This is a genomic window from Geodermatophilus sp. SYSU D01119 (assembly GCF_054049975.1).
In genome coordinates this window covers 25,236-37,723 of the sequence record NZ_JBJGYL010000026.1, presented here as the reverse complement: position 1 = coordinate 37,723, position 12,488 = coordinate 25,236, and the positions used below count along the sequence as shown (strand labels likewise).

At 76.1% G+C, this 12,488-nt stretch carries 13 protein-coding genes; 7 read left to right on the top strand and 6 right to left on the bottom strand.

The features are described from left to right. Positions 1–42 precede the first annotated feature (42 nt). Positions 43–903 carry a GGDEF domain-containing protein gene (locus ACI79X_RS18355; protein WP_457026853.1) on the top strand — a complete coding sequence of 287 codons (861 nt, stop codon included), beginning with the start codon at positions 43–45 and terminating at the stop codon, positions 901–903. A gap of 1 nt (position 904) precedes the next feature. Here the strand turns inward: ACI79X_RS18355 and ACI79X_RS18350 are convergent, their stop codons facing one another. Further along, the gene (locus ACI79X_RS18350; RefSeq protein ID WP_457026852.1) at positions 905–1,333 is read right to left on the bottom strand and encodes a DUF1707 SHOCT-like domain-containing protein; all 429 of its coding nucleotides are present in this window, start codon (positions 1,331–1,333) and stop codon (positions 905–907) included. Between the two features lie 182 nt (positions 1,334–1,515). Further along, complete coding sequence (locus ACI79X_RS18345; RefSeq protein WP_457026851.1) at positions 1,516–1,941, bottom strand: MarR family winged helix-turn-helix transcriptional regulator; 426 nt, start codon at positions 1,939–1,941, stop codon at positions 1,516–1,518. Positions 1,942–2,008: 67 nt separating this feature from the next. Between ACI79X_RS18345 and ACI79X_RS18340 the strand changes: the two genes are divergently transcribed. Beyond that, positions 2,009–3,838, top strand: a complete 1,830-nt coding sequence (locus ACI79X_RS18340) for an ABC transporter ATP-binding protein (RefSeq protein ID WP_457026850.1) — start codon at positions 2,009–2,011, stop codon at positions 3,836–3,838. A 100-nt stretch (positions 3,839–3,938) separates the two neighbouring features. Further along, positions 3,939–5,228: a methyl-accepting chemotaxis protein gene (locus ACI79X_RS18335; RefSeq protein WP_457026849.1), complete on the top strand. Its 1,290-nt coding sequence runs from the start codon at positions 3,939–3,941 to the stop codon at positions 5,226–5,228. A 15-nt stretch (positions 5,229–5,243) separates the two neighbouring features. On the opposite strand, the gene ACI79X_RS18330 is transcribed toward ACI79X_RS18335, so the two are convergent. The 3 genes from ACI79X_RS18330 to ACI79X_RS18320 form a co-directional block, all read right to left on the bottom strand. Next, positions 5,244–6,359, bottom strand: a complete 1,116-nt coding sequence (locus ACI79X_RS18330; protein ID WP_457026848.1) for a winged helix DNA-binding domain-containing protein — start codon at positions 6,357–6,359, stop codon at positions 5,244–5,246. Between the two features lie 67 nt (positions 6,360–6,426). Continuing rightward, a complete protein-coding gene (locus ACI79X_RS18325) occupies positions 6,427–7,257 on the bottom strand; it encodes an SDR family oxidoreductase (protein ID WP_457026847.1) in 831 nt (276 codons plus the stop codon). Between the two features lie 48 nt (positions 7,258–7,305). Beyond that, positions 7,306–8,232, bottom strand: coding sequence for a diguanylate cyclase domain-containing protein (locus ACI79X_RS18320; protein WP_457026846.1), 927 nt, complete (start codon positions 8,230–8,232; stop codon positions 7,306–7,308). Positions 8,233–8,339: 107 nt separating this feature from the next. Between ACI79X_RS18320 and ACI79X_RS18315 the strand changes: the two genes are divergently transcribed. Continuing rightward, positions 8,340–8,903, top strand: coding sequence for a GNAT family N-acetyltransferase (locus ACI79X_RS18315; RefSeq protein WP_457026845.1), 564 nt, complete (start codon positions 8,340–8,342; stop codon positions 8,901–8,903). 26 nt (positions 8,904–8,929) lie between these two features. Here ACI79X_RS18315 and ACI79X_RS18310 read toward each other — a convergent pair whose 3' ends face one another. Continuing rightward, positions 8,930–10,147, bottom strand: a complete 1,218-nt coding sequence (locus ACI79X_RS18310; protein WP_457026844.1) for an EAL domain-containing protein — start codon at positions 10,145–10,147, stop codon at positions 8,930–8,932. Positions 10,148–10,308: 161 nt separating this feature from the next. Between ACI79X_RS18310 and ACI79X_RS18305 the strand changes: the two genes are divergently transcribed. The 3 genes from ACI79X_RS18305 (at position 10,309) to ACI79X_RS18295 (ending at position 12,480) form a co-directional block, all read left to right on the top strand. Continuing rightward, positions 10,309–10,947 (top strand): dihydrofolate reductase family protein, encoded by a 639-nt coding sequence (locus ACI79X_RS18305; RefSeq protein WP_457026843.1) that lies wholly within the window; start codon positions 10,309–10,311, stop codon positions 10,945–10,947. Positions 10,948–11,017: 70 nt separating this feature from the next. Further along, entirely contained in the window at positions 11,018–11,710 is a 693-nt protein-coding gene (locus tag ACI79X_RS18300) for an SDR family oxidoreductase (protein WP_457026842.1), read from the top strand. Further along, positions 11,707–12,480 (top strand): thioesterase family protein, encoded by a 774-nt coding sequence (locus ACI79X_RS18295; protein ID WP_457026841.1) that lies wholly within the window; start codon positions 11,707–11,709, stop codon positions 12,478–12,480. Before ACI79X_RS18300 ends, ACI79X_RS18295 begins: the two co-directional genes overlap by 4 nt. Positions 12,481–12,488 lie beyond the last annotated feature (8 nt).

Sequence of the window (12,488 nt, the reverse complement as noted above, 5' to 3'; positions counted from 1 at the left end):
CACGGCGACGGCGACCGCAGCGCCCCCGCCGAGCGCGGCTGAGTGGACGCCCGGCTCGCCCACGGGTTCGTCGAGGGCACCGACGCGCTCGTCTGCGTGGTGGACGGCGAGGGCCGGATCCTGCTGGCCAACCCGGCGCTGCAGCGGTTCACCGGGCGCACGCCCGACCGGCTGCTCGGCGAGCTGTTCGTCGACGTCTTCGTCGCCCCGGAGCACCGGGAGCTCGCCCTCGACGCCGTCGCGCGCGCCGTCGCCACCGGCCGGGCGTACCCGCAGGAGGGTGACTGGCTGACCGCCGACGGGACCCGGCGGCTCATCTCGATGCGCAACAACGTGCTCACCGGGCCCGACGGCCGCCCCTACGCGGTGGCCGCCGTCGGCATGGACGTGACCGAGCAGCGGCGCCGCGAGGAGGCGCTGGCCCAGCGGGCGCGCACCGACCGGCTCACCGGCATCCCCAACCGGCACACCTTCTTCGAGGAGCTCGGCCGGCGGCTGGCGCAGGAGGACGGCGTGCCCTGCGGCGTGCTGTTCTGCGACCTCGACGGGTTCAAGGTGGTCAACGACGTGCACGGGCACGCGGTGGGCGACGCCGTCCTCGCCGAGGTCGCCGCCCGGCTGCAGACGGCGGTCGGGGGAGACGACGTCGTCGCGCGGTTCGGCGGCGACGAGTTCGTGCTGCTGTGCCCCGGCTGCGAGGAGGACGAGGTCGCCGAGCTCGCCGTGCGGGTGCGGGAGCGGGTGACCGCGCCGGTGCCCACGGTCGCGGGCGCGCTGCGGGTCGGGGTCAGCGTTGGGGGCGCGGTCGGCCGGGCCGGGGACGCGCCCGACGAGGTGGTCGCGCGGGCCGACCGGGCCATGTACGGCGCGAAGACCCGCCAGCGCCGCCGCTCCGAGCGCTGACTCAGCGGCGGGGGCGGCCGATCCCCGTGGCGTAGAGCACCGCGAGCACCGCACCGGACGGCGCGAGCCAGATGAACCACGGGTACACCGGGCCGCCGGCGCCCAGCGAGACCAGCAGCCAGACGACGACGTTGACCGCCACGATGCTCGCCCACACCGTGGTGAGCACCCGCATCGCGGTGCCGCCGGGGGTGGTGGAGAAGACGCGGTGCCGCGGGGCCGGCGGCGGCGGGGGCGGCGGCTCGGGCAGGTCGAGGGTCACCCGCTGCAGCTCGCCGCGGGTGCGGGCCGCCCACACCGCCTGCAGCCGCTCGTCGAACTCGTGCAGGTCCAGCTGGCCCGCCCCGACCGCCCGGCGCAGGCGCTCCTGCACCGCGGCGCGCTCGACGTCGGAGACCCGCAGTTGCTCGGTGCGCACCGGCTCGCCCATGCGCCGATCGTGGCACCGCCGTCCACCCGCCGGGGTCCACCGATCGGTGGTCCCGCCATCCAGCGCGCGGGAGGCGAGGGCCGACAGCGCTACACAGGCCCTCCTTCCGGCGCCTTCCGCGCACGGGCGGCGGCAGCCAGGGGCCAACAGCGCGACGAAGGCCGCCCGGACCGGCGGCGGGGTCAGTCGGTGAGGGCGCGGAGCAGGCGGGCGAGCTCGGCGCGGTCGCCGGGTGACAGGCGGGCCAGCAGCTCGCGGCTGTCGGCCGCCCGGGCGGCGTCGACCTCGGCCCGCACGCGCAGGCCTTCGTCGGTGGCCCGCAGGACGACGGCGCGGCGGTCGGCCGGGTCGGGTGTGCGCTCCACCAGGCCGCGGGCCTGCAGCGCGTCGGCCACCTCGGTCGCCGAGCGGGGGGCGATGTGCAGCGCCTCGGCCAGGTCGGACAGCCGGGTGCCGTCGCGCCCGGCCACGACCCGCAGTGCCCGCGCGTGGTGCGGCGAGAGGTCCCAGGGGGCGAGCACGTCGAGCCAGCGTCGCCGCTGGGTGCGCGCCGCGCGCATCAGCAGGTCCACCACGGCCGCGTCGTCGTCCCGGGAATGCGCCGCCATGCCCTGAGGTTACCGGATCGTGAGGTAGCCTCAACAACCGGAGGTGGTCGCCATCGACGAGGGACCCTTGGGCCGCGGCAGCGGCTCCGGCGGGCGGTCGGGCCGCACCGTCGACCCCGCGGACCGCGCGCAGCTGGAGCGCGCGCCGGTCCCGCTGCGCCGCGTGACGGCGCTGTTCCGCCCGTACCGCTGGCAGGTCGCGACCGTCGTCGCGCTCATCGTCAGCTCCTCGGCCGTCGCGCTGGCGACGCCGTTCCTGGTGCGCCTGGTCATCGACGAGGCCATCCCGCAGCAGGACGTCGACCTGCTCGTCCTGGCCGTCGCCGGGATGGTCGCCGTCACCGCGCTCACCGCCGTCCTCGGCGTCGTGCAGACGTGGCTGTCCACGACCGTCGGGCAGCGGGTCATGCACGGCCTGCGCACCGCCGTCTTCACCCACCTGCAGCGCCAGTCGCTGGGCTTCTTCACCCGCACCCGCGGGGGCGAGGTGCAGTCCCGGCTGACCAACGACATCGGCGGCATGCAGTCGGTGGTCACCTCGACGGCGACGTCGCTGGCGGCCAACGCCACCACCGTCGTCGGCACCGTGGTCGCCATGGTGGCGCTGTCGTGGCGGCTGTCCCTGCTCTCGCTGGTCGTGCTGCCGCCGGCGATCGCGCTGACCCGCAAGGTGGCGCGGATGCGCCGGGCGGTCACCGCGCAGCGCCAGCGGCACCTCGCCGACCTGCACGGGCAGGTCGAGGAGGGGCTCAGCGTGAGTGGCGTGCTCCTCGGCAAGACGCTGGGCGCCGGCCCCGCCGCGTCCCGGCGGTTCGCCGCCACCTCGGAGGACCTCGTCGGCCTCGAGGTGCGCTCCCAGCTGGCCGGCCGCTGGCGGATGGCCACGATGAACATCGTCTTCGCCGGCATCCCGGCCCTGATCTACCTGTTCGCGGGCCTGCCGGCGACCTCCGGCGGGATGACGATCGGCACGCTGGTCGCCTTCACCACGCTGCAGGGCGCGCTGTTCCGCCCGCTCATGGGCCTGCTCGACGTCGGCGTCACCGTGACCAGCTCGATGGCCCTGTTCAGCCGGGTGTTCGAGTACCTCGACCTGCCCGTGGAGATCGACGACCCGGCCGACCCGGTCGAGCTCGACCCCGCCGCCGTGCGCGGCGAGGTGCGGTGGGAGGGCGTCGGGTTCACCTACCCCGACGGGGCACGCCCCGCGCTGGCCGACGTCGACGTGGTCGTCCCCGCCGGCACGACGCTGGCCCTGGTGGGCGAGACCGGGTCGGGCAAGTCGACGATGGCCTCGCTGGTCGCCCGGCTCGCCGACCCGACCACCGGCCGGGTGAGCGTCGACGGCGTCGACCTGCGCGACCTGCGGCTGGCCACGCTCGCCCGGGTGGTCGGCGTCGTGTCGCAGGAGACCTACCTGCTGCACACCACCGTGCGCGAGAACCTGCGGCACGCCCGCCCCGGCGCCACCGACGCCGAGATCGAGGAGGCGGCCCGCCGTGCCCAGGTGCACGACGTCATCGCCGCCCTGCCCGACGGCTACGACACGGTCGTCGGCGCCCGCGGGCACCGGTTCTCCGGCGGGGAGAAGCAGCGGCTCGCCATCGCCCGCACGCTGCTGCGCGACCCGCGGGTGCTGGTCCTCGACGAGGCCACCAGCGCGCTGGACACCGCCACCGAGCGGGCCGTGCAGGACGCGCTGGACGAGGCGCGCCGCGGCCGGACGACGATCACCATCGCCCACCGGCTGTCCACCGTGCGGCACGCCGACCGGATCGTCGTCCTCGACGCCGGCCGGGTGGTCGAGTCGGGCACGCACGCGGAGCTCGTGGCCCGCGGCGGCCGCTACGCCGAGCTGGTGGCCGCCGGCGACGCCGAGGACCTGCTCGCCGCCTGAGGAGCCGGTGCTCGCCGGGTCGTCGCACGAACGGAACTGTTGCGTCCGACTTCATGGCGGGCGATGTGGTGCCGATCTGTCCGGCATGCCCTCCAGTGACGTGGCGCACCGATCCTCCGTACTCCCCCGCGGCGTCCGCCTCGACGACGAGAGCTTCGCCGGCCGTCACCGGGTGATCTCCGTGGTGCTGGCGCTGCACGTGCCGGTGCTCGTGGCCGTCGGCCTCGCCCGCGGCGTGGGCGGCTGGCTGCTCTGGGGGCAGCTCGCCGCCCTGGTGGCGGTGCTCGTCCTCGGCCAGGTCCTCCGCGGCCAGGCGGCCCGGGCCAGCGCGGTCGGCCTCGGCCTGATGATCGGTGCCGACGTCCTCGTCCACGTGGGTGGCGGGCTCACCGACCTGCACATCTGGTTCTACGTGGTCCTCGCGCTCGTCTCGCTCTACCAGGCGTGGATCCCGTTCCTGCTCGCCGTCGCGTTCGTCGCCGTGCACCACGCGGCGATGAGCCTCTGGATGCCCACGTCGGTGTTCTCGACCCAGGAGGGACAGGAGCACCCCGTCCTCTTCGCCGGGCTGCACGCGGTCTTCATCCTCGCCGAGGCGACCTTCCTCGCGTACGGCTGGAAGTTCGCCGAGGCCTCCGAGCGAGCGCGCCGGACCGAGCGGCGCCGGGCCGAGGAGCAGCAGGCGGCTCAGGTCGAGGCGACCCGCGAACTGGCCGAGGAGCGGGCGCGCGTCGCTGAGGAGGCCGCCGCCCGGCTGGCCGAGCGGGAGCGGCGAGCTGCCGCCCTCGAGCACCAGCACACCGCGCTGCTCGACGCCGGCCAGCGGCTGGACGCCAACGTGGGACTGGCCACCACCGTCATGGACGGCCTGCGTGCCGCGATCGGCGAGATCGCAGCTGCCGCCACCTCGGCGACCACGACGGCACACGAGGCGAGCGAGCAGTCGCGCGCCAGCGCCGAGACCGTCGAGCGGCTCGCGGTCACCATGGCCGAGATCGACCAGATCGCCGGCAGCATCTCCGGGATCGCCGACCAGACCAACCTGCTCGCACTCAACGCCACGATCGAGTCCGCCCGCGCGGGTGAGGCCGGCAAGGGCTTCGCCGTCGTCGCCGGGGAGGTCAAGGACCTCGCCACCGAGACCGCACGGGCCACCGAGCGGATCCGCCGGGTCGTCGAGGTCGTCCGTGGCGACGTGGGCGCGGCGGGAGCTGCGCTGGGTGGCGTGCAGGAGATCATCAGCGGCGTCGTGTCGGCCCAGACGACGATCACCGCCGCCGTCGCGGAGCAGGACAGCGCCTCCGAGCAGGCCCGCCGGGCGATCGCCGGTGCCGCCGAGGAGGCCACCCGGATGGCTCGCGACCTCCGCGGCCTCGTCTCCGGGATCTGATCCCCGGCCAGACCCTCAGCCGACCTCCACCGCCTTCAGGCCGATGCCGCGGAAGGCGGCGAGGCGCTCGGCCTGCTCCTCCACGGCGGCCCGGACGGTGGGCGAGAGTCGGGTCCACGGCTCGACGGCGACGGCGAGCGCCCTCCCCGCCTTCCGGGGCCGCCAGGCGCCGGCGATCGCGCCGTCGGCGAGCACCGCGCCCGGCCGCCCGAGCACCGGCCACAGCTCCCTGCGGCGGGCGGGGTCGGGCACCAGCGTCTCGCGGTCCCGGGCCTGCAGGAACAGGTCGAACGGGCCGAGCAGGCGCACGCCGCGGTGCGCCGCGGCGCCCAGCCGGCCGGCGTCGCCGGCGAGCAGCCAGCGGCGCTCCCCGTCCACGTCCACCTCGACGGCGTCCTCGGGCCAGCGCGCCTTGACGTCCTTCACCGGCGCGTCGAGGTAGCCGGCGACGTGCTGCGGCGTGGCCGGCCCGAGCAGGCGCAGGTACGCGCGGACGACGTCGAGCCGGGCCGGCACGGTCTCCTCCGGCGCGAACCCGGGCACCGGCTGCAGCACCGGCGGGGAGGTGCCCGGCTGCAGCTCCAGGCCCGCCCGCAGGGCCGCGAGCCGGAAGGGCTGCTCGAACAGGTGCACCGCGTCGCACGGGCGGCAGTACCGGGTGAACGGGCCGGGCTCGTCGTCGCCGGCCAGGGCGTCGGAGACCGCCCGCGACACCTCGCCCTTGACCCTCGGGGCGGTCACGGCCTCGCGCATCGCCGCCGCGATGGTGTCCAGGGCGGTGAGCACGGGGATGCCGGCGGCCTTCAGCGGCTTCGCGGCGTCGTAGACGCGCTTGGCGGCGTCGGCCTCGGAGAACGGCGCGGTGGCGGCCGCGACACCGGGCAGGTCCTCCCGGCGGTACAGGTGCGGGGCGCCGCGCAGCGTCCAGACGGTGGCCAGCTCGCGGTCGTCCGGCTCGACGCCGCGGATCGCCAGCGCCCAGGCGCCGCCGTCGGGCCCGGTGTCCTGGACGCCGAGGTCGAGGACGGCGGTGTCACGAGCTGAGGTGCCGCCCGCCGTCCCGGCGTCGCGGTCGAGCTGCTGGGCGGCGGCGCGGTACGCGAGGACGTCGGCGGCGGTCGCGGTCGGCACGCCGCGGACCCTAGGGCCGGCCGGGGACGGTCGGCCGGTCCCCGGCCGGTTCGGTTCCCCGCCGGGGTCAGTCGCGCCGGCCGTGCGCGGCGACCGACAGCGGCTCCCAGCGCCGCCACTCGGCGAGCCGGGACTCGTAGTCGCGGATGGCGATGGCCAGCGGGCCGTCGCCGAGGAAGACGCGCAGCGGCGGCTCGTCGGCGTCGACGAGCTGCAGGACGGCGTCGCGGGTGGCGACCGGGTCGCCGGGGTTCCCGGCGCGGGCCCTCCGCTGCTCGGCGGCCTTCTCGCGGAAGGCGTCGTAGGCGGGGTCCGGCGTGGCGTGCTTCGCCGACGAGCCGCCCCAGTCGGTGCCGTAGGCGCCGGGCTCGATGATCGTGACCTTGATCCCGAAGTCGGCGACCTCGGCGGCCAGCGACTGGCTGAACGCCTCGAGCGCCCACTTGGAGGCGTTGTAGATGCCGATGTTCGGGAAGGCGCTGATGCCGCCGATCGAGGAGACCTGCAGGACGTGGCCGGAGCCCTGCGCCCGCATGACCGGCAGCGCGGCCTGGGTGACCCACAGCGCGCCGAACAGGTTGGTCTCGAACTGGGCGCGGGCCTCGGCCTCGGAGACCTCCTCGACCATGCCGAACTGGCCGTAGCCGGCGTTGTTGACGACGACGTCGAGGCGGCCGAACCGCTCGGCGGCCTGCCGGACGGCGGCGACGTCGGCCTCGCGGTCGGTGACGTCGAGCCGCAGCGGCAGGACGGCGTCGCCGAAGCGCTGCACCAGGTCGTCGAGGCTGGCGGTGTCGCGGGCGGTGGCGGCCACGGTGTCGCCGCGCTCGAGGGCGGCGATCGCCCACTCGCGGCCGAAGCCGCGGGACGCGCCGGTGATGAACCAGGTCTTGGGCATGCCGGCGGCAGCGCGGCCGCCGGGCCGGATGTTCCCGGCCCGCGCAGGTCAGCGCCGGGAGCGCCGCACGCTCTTGACCCCGTACATGGCCATGTCGGCGCGGTTCATCACGCTGTCGGGGTCGTCGCCGGGGCCGCCGGTGGCCGTCCCGGTGCTCACGCCGATCCGCACGACCTCGCCGGCGACGTCGAACGGCTCGCGCACGGCCGCCTCGATCCGGCGCGCCCGCTCGGCCGCGCCGTCGGCGTCCAGGCCGCGGGAGACGACGACGAACTCGTCGCCGCCGAGCCGGGCGACGACGTCGTCCGGGCCGGTGAGCTCCCGCAGCCGCCCGGCGACGGCGACCAGCAGCCGGTCGCCGGCGGCGTGGCCGAAGCGGTCGTTGACGGCCTTGAAGCCGTCGAGGTCGCAGAAGACCAGGCTGCACCCGTCGCCGGTCTCGACGTGCAGCCGCGCGGCGAGGACGGCGAACAGGGCGCTGCGGTTGGCCAGGCCGGTGAGCGGGTCGGTGACCGCCTGCCGGCGCACCTGGGCCTCGCGCTCGCGGTGGGTGGTGACGTCGATGCCGACGAACGCGATCGCGTAGGGCGTCCCGTCGTCGCGGGTCAGCACGCTGGTCTGCAGCTCGATGCGCCGCCGGGCGCCGTCGCCGGTGAGCCAGTCGACCTCGCCGGGGACGGCCGGGCGGCCGGAGACCACCATCGCCATGGCGGCCCGGGCGAGCTCCACCTCCTCGGGGAGGGCGACCACCTCCCAGAACGGGCGGCCGACGAGCTCCTCACGGGTGCGCCCGGCGAAGCGCTGCAGCGCCGGGTTGGCCAGCAGGACCCGGCCGCCGTCGTCGCAGACGAGGACCAGGGCGGCGGTGGCCTCCAGCGTGGCGCGGGCCAGGCCGTCGAGGGCGGTGGGGGTGACGGAGACCGTCGCCGTCCGCGGGAGGCCGCCGGACGGGGACGGCCGTCGGGATGCGTGCACGGTCGGTCTCCTCGGGAGTGCTGCTGTCCGTGTCCTCGTCGGCCCGGGAGCGTCGTTGCTCGAGCGCGCATCCCCCGTCGGGGGTGCCCGCGCCCTACGGTGGCGAGGTGCTCGACGGCCCGGTGGGCTTCCGCCCGCTGACCCGCGCCGACCTCCCGCTGCTGGGCCGCTGGCTGGAGGAGCCGCTGGTGGCCCGCTGGTGGGCGCACGAGACGACGCCGGAGGCGCTGGAGGCCGACTTCGGGCCGTGCATCGACGGCACCGACCCCGCCGAGGTGCTGCTCGCGCTGGCCGGCGGCCGGCCGTTCGGGCTGGTGCAGCGGTACCGGATCGCGGACTTCCCGGAGTACGTGGACGAGCTCGCGCCGGTGGTGGCGGTGCCGCCGCGCGCGCTGTCGATCGACTACCTCATCGGCGAGCCCGGCGTCCGCGGCGGGGGTGCGGGCGCGGCGGTGCTGCGGGCGTTCGTGGCGGACAGCTGGGCGGCGTACCCGGAGGCCGACGCCGTCCTGGTGCCGGTGGCCGCGGGCAACGTCGCGTCGTGGCGGGCCCTGGAGCGGGCCGGGTTCACCCGCGTCGCGGAGGGTCCGCTGACGCCGGACAACCCGGTCGACCCGCCCGACCACGTCGTCTACCTGCTGCGCCGGCCCCCTGAGCCGCCGGGTGCCTGACCCGCCGGGTGCGCGCGTCCGGGTCCTCAAGCTGGCTGGCGCTCCGCGGCCCGGGGCGACGGGACGGCGGGGGCCACCGGGGACAGCGCCTCCGGCGGGCCCGGGCGGCCGAAGAACCAGCCCTGGCCGAGGTCGACGCCGAGGTCGCGCAGCCGCGCGGCCTCCTCCGCCGTCTCGATGCCCTCGGCGACCACCTTCACGCCGCACCCGTGGCCGAAGTTGACCAGCGACTCGACGAGCTTGGACAGCACCGGGTCGGCGTGCAGGCCGCTGACGATGCTGCGGTCCATCTTGATGACGTCGGGGTCGGTCACCACGATGTGCCGCAGCGAGGAGAAACCGGCGCCGACGTCGTCGATGGCCAGCCGCATGCCCGCCGCGCGGAACGGCAGGAGCGCGGTGGTGAGCGCGTCGTAGTCCGCGACCGGGTCGTGCTCGGAGAGCTCGAGCAGGACGCGGTCGAGGGGCAGGTCGCTCAGCAGCCCGGCGAACTCCGGGGTGAGCAGGGTCTGCGGGGACACGTTCATCGCCACGTAGCCGCCCACCCGGTCCAGGTGCGCGGCCGCGCCGCGGAGGGCGAGCAGCTCGACCTCGTGACCGCGGCCGACGCTGTGCGCCTCCTCGAAGACGACGTCGGGGCCCTTGCCCCACTCGCGCGGGAAGCGGCTGAGCGCCTCGGCGCCCACCCGGACGCCGGTGGCCAGGTCGACGATCGGTTGCAGGACGACGCTCGGGCCGCCGGCGGCGACCAGCGGGTCGAGCCGGCCGTCGATGTCGTCGCGGCGCTGCTGCTCGCGGATCTCCGGCTCGATGATCACCGAGGCGGCGGAGGCGAGGACCTTCATGAGCGCCTCGTCGCGGCCGGTGAGCTCCTTGTCGGAGGTGAAGCCGAACGCGCAGAAGGTGCCGTAGAGCGAGCCGTCGGACAGCGTCACCGGCGTCGAGACGTAGCTGCGGATGCGCGGGATGCGCGCCGCCGGCAGCGACATCGCCAGCGGGTGGCGCTTCACGTCGTCGATGACGGCGGGCAGCTTCCCGTCGAGGATCGCCTGGCAGAACGAGGTGTCCTGGGCGACCTTCGCCTTCTCCTGCACGAGCACCGGCACCCGGGTGTCGACCACCTCGAGGTGCTGCGTGGTGCCGTCGAGCCGGCTGAGGAACGCCACGCTCATGTGCAGCGACTTCCTCGCCGTGTGCAGCAGGTCGGCGATCTGCTGCTCGGCGTCCGTGCGCTGTCGGGCCATCGGTGCTCCTCGTCCGTGAGGGGTGACGTCCCCCCATCGGCACCGGTTGCGCACAACTGGAGCGCACGCCCCGCACCTCGCCCGGACCTCACCCGGACCGATGAGTCGCCACGCCCGCCGCCGTCTGTCCCTCCGACAGCCCCGCTCCCCAGGAGGACCCGATGCGCGCGCTCACCGTCACCACGTTCCTGACCCTCGACGGCGTCGCCCAGGCGCCGGGCGGCCCGGAGGAGGACACCTCGGGCGGCTTCCCGTACGGCGGGTGGCTGGTGCCCTTCTTCGACGAGCGGCTCGGCGCGCAGATGGACGCCTGGTTCGCCCCCGCCGAGGACTTCCTGCTCGGCCGGACGACGTACGAGATCTTCGCCCAGCACTGGCCGCACGTGGACCCCACCGGCGACGCGGTGGCGACGGCGCTGCAGACCAAGACCAAGCACGTGGCCTCGCGGACGCTGACCTCCCTGGAGTGGTCCACCGCCCGGCTGCTGGGCGGCGACGTGCCGGCCGCCGTCCGCGCGCTCAAGGCCGCCGACGGCGGGGAGCTGCAGGTGCACGGCTCGATCGGGCTGGTGCAGACCCTGCTGGCCGAGGACCTCGTCGACGAGCTGCGCACCGTCGTCTTCCCCGTGGTGCTCGGGCGGGGGAAGCGGCTGTTCGAGGGCGGCGCGGCGCCGCGGACGTGGCGGACGGTCTCGTCGGAGGTCACGTCCACCGGTGCGGTCATGTCCGCACACCGGCGGGACGGCGAGGTGGCCACGGGCGCCTTCGGGCTCGAGTACGAGTACGCCTCCTCGGTTTGATCCTCATACCGAGTGGTGTACGGTCCTGACGCGTCGGTTGGACGGTCCAACCGACGTCTCAGGAGGATCCGTGGACCTCGCCGCCACCACCGCCCTCGTCACCGGCGCCAACCGCGGGCTCGGCCGGGCGTTCGCGCTCGAGCTGCTCGCCCGCGGCGCCACCGTGTACGCCGGGGCGCGCGACCCCGACGCCGTCGACCTGCCCGGCGCGAAGGCGGTGGCCCTCGACGTCACCGACCCGGCGTCGGTCGCCGCGGCGGCCGCGGCCACCGGCGACGTGACGCTGCTGGTGAACAACGCCGGCATCGACTCCCGCGTCGACCTGCTCACCGGCGACCTCGCCGACGTGCAGCGCGAGCTCGACGTCAACTACCTCGGCCCGCTCGCCGTCACCCGGGCCTTCCTGCCGCAGCTGCCGGCCGGGGGCGGCGTGCTCAACGTCCTCTCCGCGCTGTCCTGGCTGGCCTTCCCGGGCACCGGCGCCTACTGCGCGTCGAAGTCGGCGGCGTGGGCGATGACCAACGCGCTGCGCCAGCAACTCGCGCCCCGCGGGATCCGCGTGACGGCGCTGCACGTCGGCTACGTGGACACCGACATGACCGCCGGCATCGACGCCCCCAAGTCCGCCCCGGCCGACGTCGTGCGGGCCGCGCTCGACGGCGTCGCGGCCGGCACGTACGAGGTCCTGGCCGACGACGTCAGCCGCCGGGTGCAGTCCGGCCTGGCCGGCGGCGTCACGGCGCTGTACCCCGCGCTGCCGTGACCGGCGTGGTGGAGGCCGGCGTGGTGGAGGCCGGCGTGGTGGAGGCCGGCGCCGCGCCGGCGCTGGTGGTCGACCCGAGCTGGCGGTCCTTCTCGCACGTGCAGGGCGGGCTCGTCGCCGGGCACCTGCTGGCCGCGGCGGCGGAGGCGACCGGCGCCGCCCCGCGGACGGTGAGCGCCCACCTGCTGGCCGGCGTCGAGCCGGGGGTGCCGGCGGCCGTGGGCGCGGCTCCCGACCGGGCGGGGACGACCGCGAGCGTGCGCGCCACGCTGCACCAGGAGGGCCGGCTCGCCGCCGTCGCCCAGGTGCTCACGGTCGCCCGGCCGCCGGTCCCGGGGCCGTCCGTGCCGGTCCCGCCGGTGGCCGAGGGGGTGCCGTTCGCGCTCCCGCGGGACCTGGTGCCCATCGCCGACCACACGTCGATCCGCGCGCTGGGGACCTCCCGCCCGCTCGCGGGCGGGGACGAGCCGCGCCTGACCGCGTGGGTGCGCATCGACGGCGACCTCCCGCCGCTGGTGCAGCTCGGCGTCCTGCTCGACGCGCTGCCGCCGTCGCTGTTCGCCGTCCGCACCGCCCCCGCGGTCATGCCGACCGTCGAGCTCACCGCCCACCTCGCCGGCCCGCCGCCGGCGACGGGCGCCTGGGTGCTGGTCGACCAGGTGACCACCTGGGCCGACGACGCCGTGGCCGTCGACGAGGCCGAGCTGCGCGCCGAGGACGGCTCGCTGGTCGCCCGCGCCCGGCAGACGCGGCGGCTGCTGTCGCGCTGAGCGGGACC